This is a genomic window from Sphingobium sp. TomTYG72 (genome assembly GCF_055394715.1).
The window spans coordinates 1,811,067-1,830,212 of the sequence record NZ_AP027336.1 but is presented as its reverse complement, the minus strand read 5'-3'; the positions used below and the strand labels follow the sequence as shown (position 1 = coordinate 1,830,212).

General features: G+C 60.4%; 18 protein-coding genes. 9 read left to right on the top strand and 9 right to left on the bottom strand.

Translation table 11 applies throughout. From position 1 onward, the window contains the following. Positions 1 to 59: 59 nt before the first annotated feature. From ACZ5U1_RS09035 to hflK, 5 genes are all read right to left on the bottom strand, one after another. On the bottom strand, positions 60 to 464 hold the full coding sequence (locus tag ACZ5U1_RS09035) for a hypothetical protein (RefSeq protein ID WP_464778123.1): 405 nt from the start codon (positions 462 to 464) through the stop codon (positions 60 to 62). Between the two features lie 25 nt (positions 465 to 489). Continuing rightward, positions 490 to 2,121: a helicase HerA-like domain-containing protein gene (locus ACZ5U1_RS09030; RefSeq protein ID WP_464778122.1), complete on the bottom strand. Its 1,632-nt coding sequence runs from the start codon at positions 2,119 to 2,121 to the stop codon at positions 490 to 492. Between the two features lie 123 nt (positions 2,122 to 2,244). After that, positions 2,245 to 3,756 (bottom strand): Do family serine endopeptidase, encoded by a 1,512-nt coding sequence (locus ACZ5U1_RS09025; RefSeq protein ID WP_449474036.1) that lies wholly within the window; start codon positions 3,754 to 3,756, stop codon positions 2,245 to 2,247. A gap of 136 nt (positions 3,757 to 3,892) precedes the next feature. Further along, entirely contained in the window at positions 3,893 to 4,744 is an 852-nt protein-coding gene (gene hflC, locus ACZ5U1_RS09020; RefSeq protein ID WP_196224459.1) for a protease modulator HflC, read from the bottom strand. Then, the gene (hflK, locus tag ACZ5U1_RS09015; protein WP_464778121.1) at positions 4,744 to 5,871 is read right to left on the bottom strand and encodes an FtsH protease activity modulator HflK; all 1,128 of its coding nucleotides are present in this window, start codon (positions 5,869 to 5,871) and stop codon (positions 4,744 to 4,746) included. Before hflK ends, hflC begins: the two co-directional genes overlap by 1 nt. A 73-nt stretch (positions 5,872 to 5,944) precedes the next feature. Between hflK and ACZ5U1_RS09010 the strand changes: the two genes are divergently transcribed. The 9 genes from ACZ5U1_RS09010 (at position 5,945) to ACZ5U1_RS08970 (ending at position 15,899) form a co-directional block, all read left to right on the top strand. Beyond that, positions 5,945 to 6,904, top strand: a complete 960-nt coding sequence (locus ACZ5U1_RS09010; RefSeq protein WP_464771246.1) for an Mrp/NBP35 family ATP-binding protein — start codon at positions 5,945 to 5,947, stop codon at positions 6,902 to 6,904. Positions 6,905 to 6,970: 66 nt separating this feature from the next. Beyond that, positions 6,971 to 7,405, top strand: a complete 435-nt coding sequence (locus tag ACZ5U1_RS09005) for a CoA-binding protein (RefSeq protein ID WP_464778120.1) — start codon at positions 6,971 to 6,973, stop codon at positions 7,403 to 7,405. A gap of 39 nt (positions 7,406 to 7,444) precedes the next feature. Continuing rightward, complete coding sequence (locus ACZ5U1_RS09000; RefSeq protein ID WP_464778119.1) at positions 7,445 to 9,721, top strand: molybdopterin cofactor-binding domain-containing protein; 2,277 nt, start codon at positions 7,445 to 7,447, stop codon at positions 9,719 to 9,721. Between the two features lie 8 nt (positions 9,722 to 9,729). Then, the gene (hemH, locus tag ACZ5U1_RS08995) at positions 9,730 to 10,785 is read left to right on the top strand and encodes a ferrochelatase (RefSeq protein WP_464780003.1); all 1,056 of its coding nucleotides are present in this window, start codon (positions 9,730 to 9,732) and stop codon (positions 10,783 to 10,785) included. Then, positions 10,730 to 11,452: an acetoacetyl-CoA reductase gene (gene phbB / locus ACZ5U1_RS08990; protein WP_449474026.1), complete on the top strand. Its 723-nt coding sequence runs from the start codon at positions 10,730 to 10,732 to the stop codon at positions 11,450 to 11,452. The genes hemH and phbB overlap by 56 nt, the downstream gene beginning before the upstream one ends. Beyond that, positions 11,452 to 11,745 (top strand): ribbon-helix-helix domain-containing protein, encoded by a 294-nt coding sequence (locus ACZ5U1_RS08985; protein ID WP_449474024.1) that lies wholly within the window; start codon positions 11,452 to 11,454, stop codon positions 11,743 to 11,745. Before phbB ends, ACZ5U1_RS08985 begins: the two co-directional genes overlap by 1 nt. A gap of 68 nt (positions 11,746 to 11,813) precedes the next feature. Next, positions 11,814 to 14,246 (top strand): TonB-dependent receptor, encoded by a 2,433-nt coding sequence (locus ACZ5U1_RS08980; protein ID WP_464778118.1) that lies wholly within the window; start codon positions 11,814 to 11,816, stop codon positions 14,244 to 14,246. A gap of 174 nt (positions 14,247 to 14,420) precedes the next feature. After that, positions 14,421 to 15,188: an energy transducer TonB gene (locus ACZ5U1_RS08975; RefSeq protein ID WP_464778117.1), complete on the top strand. Its 768-nt coding sequence runs from the start codon at positions 14,421 to 14,423 to the stop codon at positions 15,186 to 15,188. A 27-nt stretch (positions 15,189 to 15,215) separates the two neighbouring features. Continuing rightward, the gene (locus ACZ5U1_RS08970) at positions 15,216 to 15,899 is read left to right on the top strand and encodes a Fe2+-dependent dioxygenase (RefSeq protein ID WP_464778116.1); all 684 of its coding nucleotides are present in this window, start codon (positions 15,216 to 15,218) and stop codon (positions 15,897 to 15,899) included. A gap of 14 nt (positions 15,900 to 15,913) precedes the next feature. Here ACZ5U1_RS08970 and ACZ5U1_RS08965 read toward each other — a convergent pair whose 3' ends face one another. The 4 genes from ACZ5U1_RS08965 to ACZ5U1_RS08950 form a co-directional block, all read right to left on the bottom strand. After that, positions 15,914 to 16,786, bottom strand: coding sequence for an FAD:protein FMN transferase (locus ACZ5U1_RS08965; protein WP_464778115.1), 873 nt, complete (start codon positions 16,784 to 16,786; stop codon positions 15,914 to 15,916). Between the two features lie 98 nt (positions 16,787 to 16,884). Then, complete coding sequence (locus tag ACZ5U1_RS08960; RefSeq protein ID WP_464778114.1) at positions 16,885 to 17,724, bottom strand: DUF4198 domain-containing protein; 840 nt, start codon at positions 17,722 to 17,724, stop codon at positions 16,885 to 16,887. Between the two features lie 10 nt (positions 17,725 to 17,734). Beyond that, positions 17,735 to 18,259 (bottom strand): DUF2271 domain-containing protein, encoded by a 525-nt coding sequence (locus ACZ5U1_RS08955; RefSeq protein WP_464778113.1) that lies wholly within the window; start codon positions 18,257 to 18,259, stop codon positions 17,735 to 17,737. A 19-nt stretch (positions 18,260 to 18,278) separates the two neighbouring features. Continuing rightward, positions 18,279 to 18,917, bottom strand: a complete 639-nt coding sequence (locus tag ACZ5U1_RS08950; protein ID WP_464778112.1) for a PepSY-associated TM helix domain-containing protein — start codon at positions 18,915 to 18,917, stop codon at positions 18,279 to 18,281. Positions 18,918 to 19,146: the final 229 nt, after the last annotated feature.

Genomic DNA, 19,146 nt, shown 5'->3' with positions numbered 1-19,146 from the left:
GAATGGCAAAAGCAGTTTTTGCAGCCGCGAAACTCTCGCTTTCGTCCCCCCTCGTTATTTTAGCGGTCGGGGTCCAGCAGGATCCCACTCACCGACCCATTGCGAACCGAGCAGATAAAGGGAACAGACCGGCGGTCATCAGCCGGGCCGACCGATCCTTCGACCTCCCATCCAGTCGACATGGATCTCGCTTCGACGCGACCCAATATGCGTGCACCCGGACCTGCTTCCTGACGGGCCTTGGCCGCGCAGGCATTGCGCGCTGCGGCTGCGCTATGGATGGAGCCATATCGAGGAGAGGCATAAGGTTGCCGCCTCGCGTCACGTTCCTCCTGCCGGTCACGAACGATATCGCTGACAATTGCTGCATCGGCCGCACGGTGCAGATCGCGATAATCCTGCGCGTGGGCAGGCAAGGTAATTGTCAGGCTGATGGCGCAAATAGCCATGTTACCGATATGCATATCATGCCTCCTCTGCGGTTGGCCTTTATTTGAAAAGGCTACCCAATATGCCGCGCACAAGTTGTCCCGCCAAGCCGCCTGACGAGGAGCGGCGGCTGGTTCCTCCAAATACCGCCCGGCCGAGCTCATTGGCAACCTGCCGCCCGACCGAAGAGGCAGCCGAACGGGTGGCTGACTGAACAGCTCGGTCGAGGGCAGAGGGCTTGGCCGCCTCACGCGCGGAGGCCGCGTCGCGCCTTGCCTGCTCCTTGAGTTCTACTTCCCGCTGTTTGGCCTCCAATTTTGCTTGCACGGCGGCGGCCTTGTCTGCTTCAGCATTCGCCTTGGCGGCCTGCGAGGCAGCAGCGGCGGCTTGACCGCGGGCGGCCAATATCTCCTCAGCGGACTCGCGATCGATCGCGTCATCATATTTGCCCGCGCAAGGGGAGATGGATTGAATGATCGCCCGTTCCTTTGCGTCTACCGGCCCCAAACGTGAACGGGGCGGGGCGATCAGGGTGCGCTGGACGATGCCGGGCGAGCCATCCTCCTGAAGCAGCGAGACTAGCGCTTCGCCGACTTTCAATTCCGTAATCGCCGTTTCAACGTCCAAGTCCGGATTGACGCGGAATGTCTCGGCTGCGGCCTTTATGGCCTTTTGATCACGCGGGGTGAACGCGCGCAGTGCATGCTGAACGCGGTTGCCGAGCTGTCCTGCCACGTCTTCGGGAATGTCGATCGGGTTCTGGGTCACGAAATAGACGCCCACGCCCTTGGAACGGATCAGCCGAACGACCTGCTCGATCTTGTCCGTCAGGGCTTTGGGAGCGTCGTCAAAAAGCAAATGCGCTTCGTCAAAGAAGAAGACCAAAACAGGCTTTTCCGGGTCTCCGACCTCGGGAAGCGTCTCGAAAAGCTCACTCAGGAGCCAGAGCAGGAAGGTCGCGTAGAGCTTGGGACTCTGCATCAGTTTGTCGGCGGCCAGAATGTTGACATAGCCGCGCCCTTGATCATCCACTTTCAGGAAGTCGTGAATGTCGAGCGCCGGTTCCCCAAAGAAATGGCCGCCGCCCTGGCTGTCCAGTTGCAGCAACTGGCGTTGGATGGTGCCGACGCTCGCCTTGGTCACATTGCCATAGCGGCTGGACAGTTCGTCGGCATTTTCCGCACAATAGGCCAGCATGGCCTGGAGATCGCCGAGATCAAGTAGCAACAGCCCTTCATCATCGGCATATCTGAACGCGATGGAGAGTACACCCTCCTGGGTTTCGTTCAGGCCCATGAGCCGGGCCAGCAACAGTGGCCCCATTTCGCTGACCGTGGTGCGGATCGGATGCCCCTGCTCGCCATACAGGTCCCAGAAGATCGCTGGATTGTCGGCATAGCTGTAATTTTCCAGGCCGATCTCCTTTGCGCGAGCGACCAGCTTGTCGGCGTTTTTAGCGGTCGGTGAACCAGCCATCGCGATGCCCGACAGATCACCCTTCACGTCGGCAAGAAACACCGGGACACCCAGTGCGGAAAAGCTTTCGGCGATACCTTGTAGCGTTACTGTTTTGCCAGTTCCGGTAGCGCCTGCAATCAGTCCATGACGATTGGCCCGGCGCAGGTTGAGCGTCTGTGGAATGCCGCCATCCTTGTCCGCCGCGCCAAGACCGATGAAAATGCCGTCGCTCATGCGTCATGCTCCCCAAAAGCGGCGGGCCGCGCCCGTCGGAAGTGCTGTCTTGCCATCTTAAAGGCGAGACAGGACTTCCGGCAAGCGCGACCCGCTATGGTCGTCCGATGCGCTGTTGCCGGGTTATTTGTCCCGCAGGCGCACAGGCAAGAATACGGCAGGCTGGCCGCGACGTAGAACCTGCAACAGGATGGCGTTGCGTCCTTGCGACGACACCTGACGCACGGCTGCGTCCAGTTCTGCCTGGCTAGCCACGGGCCGGTTGTTGGCGGTGATGATCACATCGCCCCGGCGCAGGCCCTTTGCTCCTGCGTCAGTCGAAGAATCCACTGCGGTGATCACGATTCCACGCGTATCCGCCGCAATGCCCAACTGGCGAACGATGTTGGGCGTGAGCGGAATGGCCGAAATGCCCAACGACTGCTGCGTCGCCTGTCCGCCGCTAGATTGGTCATCCTGCTGTTGATTGAAGTCATCATCTTGCTGCTGGGCGAAGCTATTGAGTTCATCCTCTGACGGACGCTGGCCGACGATGGCGGTTACGGTCTGACGTTGACCATTGCGGAGCAGAACGATCGACACGCGGGAGCCAATCGGCTGCGATGCAACGATGGATGACAGGTTCTGGTCCGGCGTCACTTCCTGCCCAGCCACGCTGACGATGACGTCGCCCGCCTTGATACCGGCGCGGTCGGCGCCCTTGCCCGGTTCCACGCCCTGAACGAATTCACCGCGATTTTTCGCAAGACCCAGAGAATCGGCGAGGTCTTCGCCCAGCGGACTGATCTGGATCCCCAGATAACCGCGCTTGACGCTCTGCCCTCTCCGCAGCGTGTCAACAATCGGCGCCGCCTGTTCGGACGGAATCGCAAAGCCGATGCCAACGTTGCCGCCAGAGGGTGAAAGGATCTGGCTGTTGATACCAATCACATTGCCGCGCATGTCGAACATCGGGCCGCCGCTATTGCCCTGATTGATTGACGCATCGGTCTGGATGAACTTGTCGTAGGTGCCGCCGGTGCCGCGATGGACGGCAGAGATGATCCCTGCGGTCACGGTGCCCGACAAGGCGAACGGGTTACCGATGGCGATGACCCAGTCACCGACGCGCGCTTTCGTGCTGTCGCCGAACTTGACGAACGGCAACGCCTTTTTCGGCTCTATCTTCAGCACCGCGATGTCGGTCGCCGGGTCACGGCCGATCAGCTTCGCCGAATATTCCTCGCGATTGGTGAGGGTAACCGTGATCGCATCCACCGACGCGCCTTCGGCGCCTGCGGACACCACGTGATTGTTGGTGACGATATAACCATCGGCCGAGATGATGAACCCCGAACCGAGAGATTGGGCCTGGCGGGTCTGCGGCTTGCCGCTCTGGCCCTGGCCGAACAGATCGCCAAAGGGGGTGCCAGCGAATGGGTTTTGAACCTGAACGCGCTGTCGTGTGGAAATATTGACGACGGCAGGCTGCAACTTTTCGACCATGTCAGCCAGGCTGGCAGGGGCGCCTGCTGGCGCGGCGGCCTGCATGCCCTCATTTTGCGCGACTTGCGCGCCGACATTCGGGCTGGAGGTTACGGCGATGGCGGTGCCACCAAGCAGCAGGGCGCCGGTAAGGGCATAAGCGTAACGCACTCGTGACGGTCCTCTCGTGAACTTTGGCGAAGGAAAGGCGGGACTCTGGGTAGAGTCGGATGCGCCGCCCAGCCTTAACCCTCATTGAATGAAGCTGGTTCCGAAATGATCTACAACCCTCTTCCGCATTCCACGGTTATCGATCCTTGCCTTGAAACTGTTTCAGGAACTCATTGTCGCGCGACAGCACCATCGTCGTCGAGCCCGGCCGATCGGGCGCAAAGGTCAGCCTATAGGCCTGCATAGCGCGATAGAAATCGTAGAATTGCGGATCCTTGCCAAAGCTTTCCGAATAAATGCGCGCCGCATTCGCATCGGCTTCGGCGCGGATGATCTGCGCCTGCTTCGCGCCCTGAGCCCTGATCGTCAGCGCTTCCTGCTCACGGGCGGTTCGCATCCGGGTGAAAGCACTTTCCAGCGGAGCGCCGTCGGGCAGGTCTGCCCGCTTGATCCGTACATCGACGATCTGCGCCCCATATTGACGGGCTACGCGATTGAGACCGGCCTCAATATTGTCCATGACCTGGCCGCGCTCGGGCGACAGCAACGCAGCGAAGGGACGTTTGCCAAGCTCGTTCCGGAGCGCCGAACCCAGGATCGGCCGCAGGGCATCGGAAACGCGCTCCTCGTTCCCTGCCGCAATATACATGCGCAATGGATCGACGATCCGATAACGCGCGAAGGCGTCGACCTGCAACCGAAGCTGATCCGTCGACAGCACTTGCTGTCTTTCCATTTCGACCGACAGGACGCGCTTGTCGATCCAGACAATCTGATCGATGAACGGCCAGCGCAATATGACGCCCGCACCGGTCTTGCCGAACTCTTCGTTGGCACGATAGCGGTTCACGATCTTCTTCGGATCGCCAAAGCGCACGATCACGCCCTGCTTGGTTTCGGGCACGATGGCAACGGTGCTGCCGATGAGCAGCAGCAGAGCTATGACCGATAGCGCCAAAGCGACGGGATGGCGAATAAGCGTCGGCATTATTGGCCCCCTTCCGCAGCGGCGGAGCCGGAAGAAGCGGACGCCCCCTGCGCGCGCCGCTTCAATTCCGGTAGCGGCAGGAACGGGGTGACATTGCCGCTTTCGACGATCGTCTTATCGACGTTGGACAGGACGCCCTCCATGGTTTCGTAATACATGCGGCGGCGCGTCACGTCGGGCGACAGCCTATATTGCTCATACACCTTGTCGAATGCCGCAGCCTCGCCTTGGGCCTTGGCGGTAACCTGCTGCGCGGCGGCACGCGCTTCGTTCAGATATGTTTGGGCCGTCTGCTGCGCCGCAGAGACAGCCTTGAACGCGTCATTGACCGCCGTCGGCGGATCGGCTTGCTTGATCGCGACGCCCTGCACACGGATACCGGACCTGTATCCGTCCAATATCGCCTGCATCCGCTGTTCGACCTGCTGCTCGATTTCAGTACGGCCCGCGCCCAACGCGTCGTCCAGGCTGGCGCTGGCGACAACCGATCGCATGGCGCTTTCGGCGACTTCCCTAACCGTTGCATCAGGGTCGGACAGCTGGAACAGATAAAGCTCAGGACTGCGGATATTCCAGCGAACCGAGTAAGCAAGGTCGATGATATTCTGGTCGCCGGTCAGTACCAGATTTTCGCTCTGCGCGCTGGGTGAACCGATATCAATGGCCCGGATTTCCTCCACATCGACCGTAGTTACATTCTCGAAGGGCGCGGGCAGCGTCAAGCTGATCCCCGGCGACAAGGTCCGGCTATATTTGCCGAGCAGCGTCACGACACCGCGCTCCTGCGGGCCGACGCGGTGAAAGCAAGTGAGCACGAGCCACAGCAAGATGAGGATGCCGACGGCAGCGGGCCAAAGCGTCTTTCCGGTTGGTCGAGGTGGGAGGTTGCCAAACCCGCCGCCACCGCCCTGGCCGAAGCTTTCCCGGCTGCGGCGCAGCAGTTCTTCAATCGCGGAAGGCCCCTTGCCGCCTGAGGTCTTCCCCGGTTGCGTCCAGGGATTCCGGGGGCCGCCATCGCTTCCCTTGCCCGGACCTTCATCGCCACCCGGGCCGTCGCTTTTGCCGCCCCAAGGGCCTTGGACCATTGCGCTAGCGATGCCAGGCATCCACCCGAAAAATCTCTTCATTCCGTCTCTATAGGAAGGCTGGGTCGCGAAAAACAGTGCCCTTCGCAACGATTATTGCCTAGGAGGCGCTGTCATGACCGATCTTGAGAGTTTCGCCGCCCGCCTGAAGACCTTGACCGATGGCCGCGCCAGCACGCCCCGGATCAAGGATGGAATCATGAGCCTGGCGCTGGATGTCGGCGGCCTTTCCCCCGAACGGCGGGATGCCGTCGCTGCGGCGATCAGGGAAGGAGGGCTGTCGGTGGCAGGTGTGCAGGATGTGCGGATCGCCATGACAGCAGAAAGAAAGGCTCTCCGCATCATTGCCGTTGCATCCGGCAAGGGCGGAGTGGGCAAATCCACCCTCTCGGCAAATCTTGCCGTTGGCCTCAAACGAATGGGTTTTGCGGTAGGTCTGGTGGACGCCGATATTTACGGACCGTCGCAGGCCAGGCTAATGGCCAGCGAAGATAAAAAGCCCCAAGCGCGCGACAAGCATTTGATCCCCGTCGAAAGCCCATTAGGCATTCCGATGCTGTCGATGGCGCACCTGGTCGAACCCGGCAAGGCGCTGGCCTGGCGCGGGCCTATGGCGGGCAATGCGCTTTCGCAGCTGATCGATGCCGATTGGGGCGAGACTGAGGTGCTGGTCGTGGACATGCCGCCGGGGACCGGGGATGTGCAACTTTCGATGGTGCAAAAGCATAAGCCTGCGGGAGCGGTGATCGTATCGACGCCTCAAGACCTGGCTTTGCTCGATGCCACGCGCGCGGTCAGCCTTTTCGAGCAGACGCAGGTGCCCTTGATCGGGCTGGTGGAGAATATGGCCGGGTATAGCTGTCCGCATTGCGGTGAGATATCCGATCCTTTCGGCGCGGGTGGGGCGGAAGCGGCTGGCTCAGCCATGGGCATGCCCTTCCTCGGGCGTATTCCTTTGGCGATAGACATTCGGCGCCGGTCGGACGCGGGCGACCCTCCAGCAGCGACGGAAGATGCCTCTGGCGAGGCTTTCCTTGCAATCGCCAGCAAAGTGGCGGCCTGGTTACGGGGCTAAAGGCGGCGTTTGGGAACGGTTCATCGCATCCCGCGTCTTTAGGATGGCCGAGAAGGAACCAAGGACATGCCGCTGACGCTGCCGCAGGAAATTGCCGACCTTTTAAGGGAAACGCGGACCATCGCTTTGGTTGGCATCTCTGATCGGCCCGGCCGTCCAAGCTATGGCGTCATGAAATTCCTTCAGAACCATGGTTATCGCGTATTGCCGGTCAATCCGCAGATTGCGGGAGAGCATGTGCATGGGGAGTTTGTCTGGGCACGCCTAGCCGACATCGGCGTTCCAATCGACATGGTGGATATCTTCCGTCGCAGTGAAGCAGCGGGGGAGGCTGTGGACGATGCGATCGCCGCAGGGGCCAAGGCGGTGTGGATGCAGTTGGGGGTAATTGATGAGGCTGCCGCTCGGCGCGCGGAGGCTGCCGGATTGAAGGTCGTCATGGATCGCTGCCCCGCCATCGACATTCCCCGTTTCAATATCCCGCAGGTCCACGCGTTTTAGCGCTTTCCAGCTGCCGCAAGCCTCTTTATCAACGTCCTCATGACGCGCGCACTGCGGAGGCAGGCAAATCATAAAGGCACGGCAAGGGGGCTTGATCGGCGTACGCTTTTAGTAGGCGCTGGAGCGTCGGCTGGCCTGCTGCTGGCCTGGGGCGCATGGCCGCGCAGCTACCGCCCAAATCTGAACACCGCGCCCGGCGAAACCGTCTTCAATGCCTTTCTGAAGATCGATAAGGCAGGCAGGGTACTCGTGGTCGTGCCGCAAGCCGAGACGGGACAGGGCGTGACGACCTTGCTGCCACAGATACTGGCGGATGAGCTGGGTGCGGACTGGCGTACCGTGGGCGTGCAAAGCGCGCCCATCAGCCCGCTCTATGCAAACACGTTGCTAGCCAGCGAGTGGCTTGCGAACGACTGGTCGAGGCTGGCGGGTGGCGTCGGCAATTGGGCGATCGAGCAGTATGCGACGCGGCGTGCTTTGATGCTGACTGGCGCTGGGACGTCAGTGCCAATGTTCCACAAAGCCTATAAGGAAGCAGGCGCCGCCGCGCGCGTGCTCTTGTGTCAGGCCGCTGCGGCGCGCTGGGACGTGTCATGGGAAAGTTGCGACATCCAGAACGGCATCATTTCTGATGGTGGCCAGCGCACATTGAAGATCGGCGAGGTCGCCGCCGAAGCAGCGGAATTCGAACTGCCCGAGATATTGCCGTTCCGCCAAGATCAGGTTGACCGGCTCTTCGGGCAGGATTTGCCGCGCCTCGACACGCCTTCGAAGATTGATGGCAGCCATAATTTCGCTGCTGATGTCCGGCTGCCGGACATGGTTTTCGCTTCCATCCGGCAGGGGCCGATCGGCGATGCCGTGCTCACAAGGGTGAACGAGCAGGCTGCAAAGTCCGTCACCGGCTTTATCAAGCTGGTGCGCACCGAACGGTGGGTGGCCGCTGTCGCAACCAACTGGTGGGCCGCCAACAAGGCGCTTGATCTTAGCGATCCGGTTTTTGAATTATCGAGCACGCCGGTGAGCAGCGCCAGCATTGATGCTTCGCTTGAAGGGGCCTTTTCGGGATCGGATGGTCGGCGGCTGTATTCGCGTGGCGATCTCAAGCCGCTTTTCGATAACGCCACCATCCTGGCCAGCGAGTTTACCGTTGCTCCGGGGTTGCATCTGGCGCTGGAGCCTCCTTGCGCGACCGCGCGTGTTACCGACGGTCTCGCCGAGATATGGATGCCTGCGCAAGCACCTGCACTCGCGCGTAGCGCGATAGCGGATGCTCTCGATCTGCCTGAGCAGCAGGTGGTGCTATACCCCCTGCATGCCGGGGGCTCTTTCGGCCGGAAGATGGATTTTGAAGTGGGTATCCAGGCTGCGTCGATAGCGAAAGACGTTGGGCGGCCCGTCCAACTGCTCTGGTCAAGGCTGGAAGATGTGATCCAGGATCGTCCCAGTGCTCCCGCCCATGCCCGTATGGCGGCCAAGCTCGGCCGCAACAGCGCGATTGAAGGATGGCTTGCGAAAGTGGCGGCTCCTTGCGCCATGACCCAGACGTGGAAACGGATTGCCGATCGCAAATTACCGCATGAAGCAAGCCGTGATACTGCCAACGCAACAAGCCGTCTCGCTGTTGCGGGGATGGAACTGCCATATGCGTTACCGAATTGGGCGGTCGATCATTTTCCCGCCGATGTTGGACTGCCGCTGGGCTTTGCACGCGGAAATGCTCATCTTCATGGCGCCTTCTTTACGGAAAGCTTTATCGATGAACTGGCTCATCTTGCCGGTATGGAAGCGCTCTCTTTTCGCATTCAGATGCTGGGCGGCAACCCGCGACTGGCACACTGCCTGACGACCGTCGGATCGATGGGGGGATGGCAGGGAGGTATCGAAGGTAGCGGTCAAGGTCTGGCAACGCATGTCATAGATGGCGCTTATGTCGCCGTCATGGTCGAGGCAGCGATCGAGGGTGGTCGGCTCAAGGTTGGGCGGATCATCGCTGCGGTAGATGGCGGGGAGCAGGTCAATCCGGACATCGCACGTCAACAAGTGGAAAGCGGCATCATTTATGGCCTGGCTTCCGCAATGGGTGCTTCGGTGCCTTATGCGAAGGGAATGCCCACGCGCTCGATCATCTCCCGCATGGGCCTTCCTCAGTTGCAGGATATAGGTGAGGTCACGGTGGAACTGATCCGAAGCACTGCACCCCCGGACGGGCTCAGCGAGATTGGGGCGCCTGCGATTGCTCCGGCCATAGCGAACGCTCTTTTTACTGTTACAGGGCAGCGATTCCGCCAGCTGCCGATCTTGACGCGGACATGACATTGAATATGGAAAATATCGGCGTCCTTATCATCAATCTCGGTACGCCCGACGCACCGGACGCGGCGTCCGTGCGGCGTTATCTGGGTGAGTTTCTGTCTGATCCGCGGGTGGTGGAAATCCCTCAGCTTCTGTGGCAGCCGATATTGCGCGGTCCTATCTTTCTTACGCGCCCGGCCAAGTCCGCGAAGGCTTACCAGGAAGTGTGGACAGACAAGGGGTCGCCGCTCGCCGTTTATACTTGTGAAACTGCTGCCGCACTCCAGAAAATTACCGGGTCGGAGGTTAGGGTGGATTGGGCCATGCGCTATGGATCACCGTCCATCGCCGAACGGCTGAATGCGATGATCGCCGCCGGATGCGACCGCGTCCTGCTGGCTCCGCTTTACCCGCAATATTGCGCGGCGACGACGGCCACCGCTCTGGACGCCTGCTATGCCACTTTGGCTGACCTGCGAGCCCAGCCAGCCATCCGCACATTGCCTCCATATTTTGCGGAAGCAGCCTATATCGAGGCGCTGCGCAGTTCGACCGAAAGCCAACTGGCTAAACTGGACTTCAAACCGGATCTGCTCGTGGCCAGCTTCCATGGAATGCCTGAACGAACGCGCGATTTGGGTGATCCCTATTATGATCAGTGCCGTGCCACCGCTAGTCTGCTGCAGGAAGCGCTTGGCAGAGAAGTGAGGCTATCGTTCCAATCACGATTCGGGCGAGCGAAATGGCTCGGTCCAGCAACGGATGAGACGTTGCGGGAGCTTCCCGGGCAGGGCGTTCGATCCGTTGCTGTGCTTACCCCCGGTTTTTCGGCCGATTGTCTGGAGACGTTGGAGGAAATCGCTATCCGGGGGCAGGAAGAATTTTTGGCGGCTGGAGGCCAGGCGTTCACCCATTTGCGCTGTTTGAACGCATCGCCAGAAGCTATCATTCTTTACCGCGAACTGATCGGCCGCGAACTGGCTGGTTGGGTTCAGGAAGCGTTTCGTCCAGTTCAACATGGAGGGGATTATGGACAGAGTTGCCATCGTAACGGGCGGAACACGCGGCATCGGGGAAGCGATTAGCCTCGCGCTCAAGCAACTGGGTTGCAAAGTCGCGGCCAATTATGCCGGAAACGATGAAAAGGCGCGGGACTTCACGGAGAGGACAGGCATTGAAGCCTTCCGCTGGGATGTGGGAGATCATCAGGCTTGTCTGGACGGTTGTGCAGCGGTTGCCGAAAGGCTGGGGCCCGTCGATATCGTCGTCAATAACGCGGGCATCACCCGCGACGGCGTGCTTGCCAAGATGAGCTTCGACGACTGGAATGAGGTGATGCGCATCAACCTTGGCGGTTGTTTCAACATGGCCAAGGCGACCTTCGGGGGCATGCGGGAAAGAGCATGGGGGCGGATCGTCAATATCGGTTCCATCAATGGTCAGGCTGGCCAATATGGGCAGGTAAACTATGCCGCCGCCAAGTCCGGCATCCATGGCTTTACCAAGGCGCTGGCGCAGGAAGGGGCGAAGTTCGGCGTTACCGTCAACGCGATCGCGCCGGGCTATATCGACACCGACATGGTGGCTGCGGTGCCTGCTCCGGTTCTGGAGAAGATCGTTGCCAAGATCCCGGTCGGCCGCCTCGGCCAGGCCGAAGAGATCGCACGCGGCGTAGCCTTTTTGTGCAGCGAAGAGGCGGGCTTCGTCACGGGGAGCACGATGTCGATCAACGGCGGGCAGCATATGTATTGATGGCGCAGGGCGACCACAGTGAAGGCGCGGCGCCGCCAACCGGGTCGCCCTTCTCACCTCCCGTCAAGCGAAGCGTGACGATTGCGGGGCATCAGACTGCCATCAGTCTTGAACCCATATTCTGGCAGGCTCTCCGCACGGTCGCTGTGCGAGAGAGTTTGCCTCTCAATGCCTTGATCGCACAGATTGATCTTGCGCGGCTGGCGGCTCCAAGCCCGCCTAATTTGGCCAGCGCGATACGATGCTGGCTCTTCGCTAATGCGGTGCCCGACAATAATAATTATTCGCAATAGCGTTGACTCTGCGAACAATTCGCAATAGCTGGCCCCTGACGATTAGTGAGAAAAGGGGTTTTCGTTTGATGTCCAGCAGTTCCAAATCGATCCCGTCCTTCCTGGCGCTTGGCTGCGTGAGCGCAATCGCCTTTGCTTCGGCCGCCCACGCGCAAGACGGTACACCCGTACCCAAGCTGGGCGGGATGACTGTGACGGACACCGCAATCGATGCCTCGGAGATCAAGGTTGAACGCGCGGAGTCCCCCAAATATGTGCGTCCGTTGCTGGACACGCCCCAGACGATCACAGTGATCAACAAGGAAACGATTCAACAGCAGAATCTGCTCACCCTGCGTGACGTGCTGTCGACCGTGCCAGGCATCACCTTCGGTGCTGGCGAGGGCGGTTTCGGTTATGGCGACCGCATCATCATGCGCGGTCAGGACGCGAAGAACGACGTTACCGTCGACGGCGTCCGATCGGGCGCATTCCTGAACCGCAACGAAGTCTATAATATCGAGCAGGTCGAAGTCACCAACGGAGCGAACTCCGTGATGAACGGCGGCGGTTCGGTTGCGGGTACGATTAACCTCGTGACCAAGCGGCCGCTGGCGGATGACCAGACGATCCTGAACGCGGGGATCGGCACCGACAATTATTACCGTGCGACGGTGGATGCGAACAAGCGCATCAACGACCTGATCGCGGTGCGCATCAACGCGGTGTATCATGAAAATGACGTGCCTGGCCGCGACGTCGAAAATTACAAGCGCTGGGGCATCGCGCCTGCGATCACGATCGGCATCGACAGTCCGACCAGCCTGACCTTGCAGGGCGAGTATCTGGATGACGATGCGATGCCGCAATATGGGCTGCGCTATTATCCGGCGCAGGGTGGCATCTTGGATGAGTTTGACCGCTCGGGCTATTATGGCTTTGCCAATATCGACAAGCAGGACAGCAAGACCAAGTCGTTGCAGGCGATCTTCAGCCATGCGTTCAGCGACAGCTTGAAGGTGCGTAACCTGACGCGATATGAAAAGATCAGCCAGAATACCATCACCAGCCAGCCGACAGGCGACTTCTGCCTGTCTTCGGGCGTACAACCTGATGGATCCGCTTGTGCGGCAACGGTCGCCCCCGGCTATTTCATGCCAAACCGCGGCAACGGGCGAGGCAATACACGCTTCATCAACAACGAAACTGCCTATAACCAGATTGATCTCAGCGCAGATTTCGCGACGGGCGGGATTGAACACACGCTGGTCCTCGGTGCGTCTGCATTGTGGGAAAAATATAACCAGCTTGCCGGAAACAGCCTGCGTGCGGCCGATGGCACAAACCCGTTCGCGACCTCCTATCCGCTCGTCAGCATCTCCAACCCCGGTGAAGTGGTGCAGGGTCCGGCAGGCTTCGTCTATGGCAGCAACAACTATGTCGGCCCCATCAACTTCATCCGGGCGACGAGGGCGTTGGGTGAGCAGACAAGTTACGCCGCCTATCTGTTCGATGCGATGAAGTTCACGGATTGGCTCGAACTCAACGGCGGTATCCGTTATGAGAAGGTGAAGGGAAGCAGCAAGAACGTTAGCTTCGATACGGTTGCTGGTTCTGCCACCCTGGGTAACCCGACCGGCGTATCGGCCCCGGCGAAATTTGACGATAACCTCTTGTCCTATCGGGTTGGTCTGGTCGTGAAGCCCACGCCCAATACCAGCCTCTATGTCGCCTATGGCAATTCGAAGCTGCCTTCGAAGGCGTCGGTTGACGGCTCCTGCGCCATCGACACGGGCACCGGCGGCGGGACCTGCAACGTGAAGCCGGAAACGACCAAGAACTACGAGATCGGCGTCAAGGCTGACCTGTTCGACGCCAAACTGCTGCTGACCGCTGCGGCCTTCCGCAATGATCGTAACCAGATCAAGGTTGTGTCCGGCAATGTACTCCTTCCCGATCAGGCGACCGATGGTCACCAGCGGGTCGAGGGCATTTCGTTGGGCGCATCGGGCAATATCACCAGCAACTGGACGATTTCCGCCAACTACATGTATCTGAAGAGCAAGATCCGGCAGGGCGTGTCCGACTTCTGCCTCGATAATCCGGGATCGACCAGCACGACGGCAGGCAACTGCGCTAACAACGCCGATTTCCTTGATCCCACTCGTGGCTATTCGCTTACGAATACTCCCAAGCATTCAGGCAGCCTGTTCACCACCTATCGCTTCGGCTTCGGTCTGGAACTGGGTTACGGCATAACCTACCAGGGTAAGTTCCTGCTGAACCAGCCGACGCTGGCGCAGCTCGTGGCAGGCAACTATGTCGGCTATCATGTGCCGAGCTACACCATCCATCGGTTCATGGCGAACTACCCGATCACCGAAAATCTTAAGGCGCAGCTCAACGTCCAGAACTTCACCAACGAGAAGTATGTGACGACTGTGCGCAACAATGTGAACGGCAGCTGGGCGCAGCCCGCAGCGACCCGATCCGCAGTGCTGAGCCTGAACTACACTTTCTAATGACCACCCTCCCCCGGCATCGTCCCTTGCCGGGGGAAAGGCGGATGGCGATGCACTCCTCCTCGGATCGCCATCCGCCCGTTGCGGAAGAAATAAGAGGGGTGCGATTGATTCGCATTAGGACCGGCGTTATGTGCCTGTTCTGCGGGGGATCGCCGTGAAAGGGAAAGTGGCATGTTCGATGCAGCGGAACGGTACATTGCAGATGATGCTGCATCTTCCGTTTCTCCGCCACTTAGCCCGACACCATCTCCCAGCAGCCAGGTGCCGGAGGTTCCGGCAGCCGATGCTTCGCGCTATGGTGAACGACGCCAGATCAATTTGCCCACGATCTTGCTCATCATCCTCATTCACGGTGTTTTGATCTTCGCGCTCATTCACGCCCGACAACATATTCAGCACGTCCGCGAAGCCCGCCTGTCGGTCGTGAACTTGATGCCGCCTCCACCGCCGCCCGCTGCGGAGACGCCACCGCCTCCGCCATCTGCGCCTCCGTTAGTGGCGCCTCCGCCGCTGGTTCAAGTGCCAGTTCCGCCGGTGCCGATCGCTACTACGCCTGATCCTTCTCCAGTCCCGGTTCCTCCAACGCCTGTTGTAATCCGGGCGCCTGTGCTTGCCGCGCCGACGGTTCCTGCCTCGCCGAGTACCGTTCAGGGGGGCGACCTAGCGACGCAGATGGTGGCGGGTAAGCCGCCGCGCTATCCGATCGAAAGCCGTCGCAAGCGTGAGCAGGGAACTGTCATTCTGTCCCTGACGCTGGGCGTCGATGGGGCTGTGGAAAGCCTGACTATAGCACAGAGCAGCGGCTTTCCCCGTCTGGACGCTGCGGCGCGCGAAGCGGTGCGAAGCTGGCGGTGGAAGCCGATGGTCCGGGACGGCCAGCCGGTGCGGGTTAAGGGCGTCGTTGAAATCCCCTTCGTCCTGCGCAGCGCAGATACGTGAACAATCGGCGCTGATAGAGTTTCCGACATGCTGACAGTTATCCCCGACTTACTCGATCCTGCCACTGTGCAGCGCGTCCGGACGCTCATCGACGCCGCGCAATGGATCGACGGCAATGTGACCTCAGGTCATCAGTCGGCACTTGCCAAGCGCAACATGCAACTGCCTGAGGAAGCTCCAGAATCTCAGCAAGCGGGGCAGATCATTTTGGAAGCATTGGGACGCTCGCCGTTATTTATCGCTGCTGCGTTGCCGCTCAAGATATTCCCGCCCCTGTTCAACAGCTATGAGGGCGGGCAAGCATTTGGGGTGCATGTGGATAATGCTGTCCGGGTGCAAACGGGCACCGGCTTCAGGGTACGATCCGACCTCTCGATCACCGTCTTCCTGGAGGACCCGCAAAGCTATGATGGCGGCGAATTGACCGTCGAGACCAATTTCGGCGTGCAGCAGGTGAAGCTACCGGCGGGCCATGCGGTTTTGTACCCTTCGTCGTCGCTTCATCGCGTTGAGCCGGTGACGCGCGGGCGGCGGATTGCCAGTTTTTTCTGGCTACAATCAATGGTGCGGGACGATGCTGCGCGTCAGATGATGTTCGACCTGGACAGCAGCATACAGGCTCTGGCCGTCGATCTTGGACATGACAATGTCCAGGTGATCCGCTTGACGGGCGTCTATCACAATCTGCTGCGGCGATGGGCAGACGCCTGAAGCGGCTGGCTCGCCTAATCGAGCATCGAGGCTAGAGCTGGCGTCATATATTCCTGGGCGCCGTCTTCGATGCGGAGAATGAGGCGTGCGGCAACATCATGACGCGTCGCCAATGCCATGCCGCGCTCATGCCCCAAGATCGTGATGGCAGTCGCCCAAGCATCTGCCAGCATCGCGCTTTCGTGTAGGACTGTGACCGACGCGACATCATTGGCGATGGGTCTGCCAGTTGCCGGATCGATGCTGTGAGACAGGTGCGCGCCGTCCTCGGTTTGGAAGCGAACATAATCGCCCGAAGTGGCTACAGACAGGCCGAACAAGGCGATGCGGAGGGTGGGCACTGTGAGGCCCGGCGGCGCGTCGACATCAACCCACCAGGGCTGATGATCGGGCTTGAGCCCATCGCCGCGTAATTCCCCGCCGATCTCGACCAGAAAATGGCGAGCTCCGAGATCGCGGAGAGATTCTGAAACGGCATCGACTGCGAACCCCTTTGCGATGCCAGAAAAGTCCAGCTTCACGTCAGCAAGGCGGCGGGTGCTTTGATCCGCGATCTCGACCATGGTCCAGGGTGCAGGATGCGCAGGCACTATTTCCGGGCCTGTTATGCCCGATGGGCCGAAACCCCAGCGTTCGACCATCTGTCCGATCGCTGGGTCAAATGCGCCGCCGGAAAGGCGAGCCATGTCCAACCCGGCTTTGAGCACCGTCATCATGTCTGACGGAAGCGGTGCCCACGTCCCGACCGGCAGTGCATTGAAGCGGCTGATGTCAGAATTTGCTTCCCAGTTGCTCATCTGGGCGATGACGCGAGACAGTGCGTCATCGATTGCGCTCGCGCAGCCGGGTGGAGCATCGACGATCCGGGCCGACCAGCTTGTGCCCATGGTCGGTCCGGAAAGATCCGTGATATATCCCGTTCCGCCCCGCTGAGCCGATGGGGGCTGCGGGGGCGGCATGTCAGGAATGGCGATGCGAACGCCGGTCAGGGGGCCAGTACTTCCAAGGTGGTGACATAGGATGCGCGGCGCGGTGCAGGAGCAGCGGGCGACGTCGCCTGAGCGCCTTCGCCACCTTCGCGATTTTCGCCGACTGTGGCGTTCAGCCAGTACATGCCAGGCTGCGGCCAGCTGATCGAAACTTTCCCGTCCTTGCCGGTAACCAGATCCTGCTGGCCCAACGTGTCGCGATAGCGGATACCGCCGGGGATTACCGTTACCTTGAGATCCGTAGCGGGCTTCCCGTCGAGAAGGAACTGGAAGGTCGCCGCTTCGCCTGCCACCAGGTCGTTTGGATGGGTGACGGGCACCAATTCGATGCCAACGCCGGTCGGCTTGAATATGGTGGTGGTAGGCGCTCCCAGCGTCAGGAAAATCTCGTTGCGGTTGGTGGCTTCGACCGTCTGGATGTTGGTGGCTCCGGCTGGGATCGCTTCGGCCAATTTCTCCTTGGTCGTGCCCCGGGGCAGGCGCTTTACTTCGCCGTTGAGGGTGTAGCTGCCCATGACTCCGGTCGACACGCTGGCGACGCGATATGTGCCGGGCTGCGTCAAGTGAACATCGAAGGTGGAGCGATATTTGCCGGTCGCGGCGTTCTCGATCTTGCCTGCCGAGCCGTCGGGCTGCGTCACCGCGACCGCGTCGGTGCGCATGGGCATATGTTCGAAATAGAAGAGGTCGTTTGAGACCGCTGCGTCGACCGTGACCCAGCTATCCGCACCGGACAAGGTGGTCGAGGACGGCAGCATCCACTGGCGGTGGGCCTGGGCAGCGCTGGTGGTCATCAGCGTGGCGAAGGTCGCTGCGATCAGATATTTGGCTTTCATGACAGTCCCCTTATTTGCTGACGCTGAGGCTGACCTGCCCCAATTCATTGTTGCCCTTTGCGCGGATCACGGTGCCTGGCTTTGCGGGCCAGCTGAAAGGCAGGCGGAGCAGTTCGCGGCCGCCGACTTCGCGCGCGGCTTCCACCACTAACGTGTAGTTGCCGGGTGAGAGTTGGCCGAGCGGGCCTTTGCCTGGCGTGAAGGCGACCTTCTGATCACCGGGGGCGCGGGTTGCTCCGGTGATGCCATCCGCGGGGACTTTCAGCGATCGGCCGGAGACGCGCCACCATTGGCGCAGGTCGCGGAGCCATTTGGTGCCTTCGCCCTTCGCCTTGTCGATATCATACCAGACCGACAGGGTGCGCGGGGTGGCGCCTTTCTTTTCCAGCCAGATGGCGACGTAGGGGCGGTGATATTCGGCGACGGAAAGGCGCGGGATGGCGACGTTGACGTTCAGCGTCTGGGCGGTGGCGGGGATTGCGGCGGCGCCGAAGGCGGCGCTGCTGCCGAGGATGAGTTTGTAGCGGCTTTGCATGTGCTGCTGGTCCCCTGAATTAATGAAGGAAAAGGAGAATTAAAACGGTTGGGATGATGAGGCCTGCCCCGACGATGGGCCAGGTGCTGGGGCGCTTGGCGGCGTGGAGCTGGAGGAGGAGGAGGCCAGTCATTGCGAAAACGAAACAAGCGACGGCGAAGATGTCGATGAACCATTTCCAGACGGTGCCGGTGTTGCGGCCCTTGTGGAGGTCGTTCAAATAGCTGATCCAGCCGCGGCTGGTGCTTTCGCTGGTCACTGCGCCGCTCTGCCGGTCGATGGAGACCCAGCCGTCGCCGCCGGGGCGGGGGAGGGCGAGGTAGATTTCGTCGGCGGACCATTCAGCTTCGCCCGCTGCGCGAGTGCCGATTTCCTTTTCGACCCAGGTGGCGATGGGCGCGGGGAGCGGCTTTTTGCTGTCGGGGCGATTGTCGGGAGCGACTTGTTTCAGGAGCGGCGCGGGAAGGGTCGCGGACTTTTCGATGGTTTGCGGTGAGGCTTCGACATCGGCGGCGTGGTTGAGGGTGATGCCGGTGAAGGCAAAGAGCAACAGGCCGATCAGGCTGATCGCGGAACTGATCCAGTGCCAGCTATGCAGTTGCTTCAGCCAGAAGGTCTTCTTCTTTTTCTTGGGCTGGAGACGGGCAGGGGCGTGCATTGGGAGGGTCGGTCCTGATGATGAGGTGGACCGGATAACGCGAACGACTCGCAATTGCAAACGCGGAGAGGGCGGAAATTGTATTAAAGTGTAGGGGTTGGGGTGGGATAGGGCATCGGGCCTTTAATCTGAATCGCCCAGCCCCGTTCGGGTTGTTTGAACGAGTCACTTGCCTCGTTCAAATGTCGAAGCCCTCCTCTTCCTAAAAAAGAAGTAGAACCCTTCGACA

What these genes read in the sequence shown, in the direction of transcription:
- ACZ5U1_RS09035 (WP_464778123.1), bottom strand. Translation starts at nt 464, where the DNA reads ATGCATATCGGTAACATGGCTATTTGCGCCATCAGCCTGACAATTACC.
- ACZ5U1_RS09030 (WP_464778122.1), bottom strand. Translation starts at nt 2,121, where the DNA reads ATGAGCGACGGCATTTTCATCGGTCTTGGCGCGGCGGACAAGGATGGC.
- hflC (WP_196224459.1), bottom strand. Translation starts at nt 4,744, where the DNA reads ATGCCGACGCTTATTCGCCATCCCGTCGCTTTGGCGCTATCGGTCATA.
- hflK (WP_464778121.1), bottom strand. Translation starts at nt 5,871, where the DNA reads ATGAAGAGATTTTTCGGGTGGATGCCTGGCATCGCTAGCGCAATGGTC.
- ACZ5U1_RS09010 (WP_464771246.1), top strand. Translation starts at nt 5,945, where the DNA reads ATGACCGATCTTGAGAGTTTCGCCGCCCGCCTGAAGACCTTGACCGAT.
- ACZ5U1_RS09005 (WP_464778120.1), top strand. Translation starts at nt 6,971, where the DNA reads ATGCCGCTGACGCTGCCGCAGGAAATTGCCGACCTTTTAAGGGAAACG.
- ACZ5U1_RS09000 (WP_464778119.1), top strand. Translation starts at nt 7,445, where the DNA reads ATGACGCGCGCACTGCGGAGGCAGGCAAATCATAAAGGCACGGCAAGG.
- hemH (WP_464780003.1), top strand. Translation starts at nt 9,730, where the DNA reads ATGGAAAATATCGGCGTCCTTATCATCAATCTCGGTACGCCCGACGCA.
- phbB (WP_449474026.1), top strand. Translation starts at nt 10,730, where the DNA reads ATGGACAGAGTTGCCATCGTAACGGGCGGAACACGCGGCATCGGGGAA.
- ACZ5U1_RS08985 (WP_449474024.1), top strand. Translation starts at nt 11,452, where the DNA reads ATGGCGCAGGGCGACCACAGTGAAGGCGCGGCGCCGCCAACCGGGTCG.
- ACZ5U1_RS08980 (WP_464778118.1), top strand. Translation starts at nt 11,814, where the DNA reads ATGTCCAGCAGTTCCAAATCGATCCCGTCCTTCCTGGCGCTTGGCTGC.
- ACZ5U1_RS08975 (WP_464778117.1), top strand. Translation starts at nt 14,421, where the DNA reads ATGTTCGATGCAGCGGAACGGTACATTGCAGATGATGCTGCATCTTCC.
- ACZ5U1_RS08970 (WP_464778116.1), top strand. Translation starts at nt 15,216, where the DNA reads ATGCTGACAGTTATCCCCGACTTACTCGATCCTGCCACTGTGCAGCGC.
- ACZ5U1_RS08965 (WP_464778115.1), bottom strand. Translation starts at nt 16,786, where the DNA reads ATGGGCACAAGCTGGTCGGCCCGGATCGTCGATGCTCCACCCGGCTGC.
- ACZ5U1_RS08960 (WP_464778114.1), bottom strand. Translation starts at nt 17,724, where the DNA reads ATGAAAGCCAAATATCTGATCGCAGCGACCTTCGCCACGCTGATGACC.
- ACZ5U1_RS08955 (WP_464778113.1), bottom strand. Translation starts at nt 18,259, where the DNA reads ATGCAAAGCCGCTACAAACTCATCCTCGGCAGCAGCGCCGCCTTCGGC.
- ACZ5U1_RS08950 (WP_464778112.1), bottom strand. Translation starts at nt 18,917, where the DNA reads ATGCACGCCCCTGCCCGTCTCCAGCCCAAGAAAAAGAAGAAGACCTTC.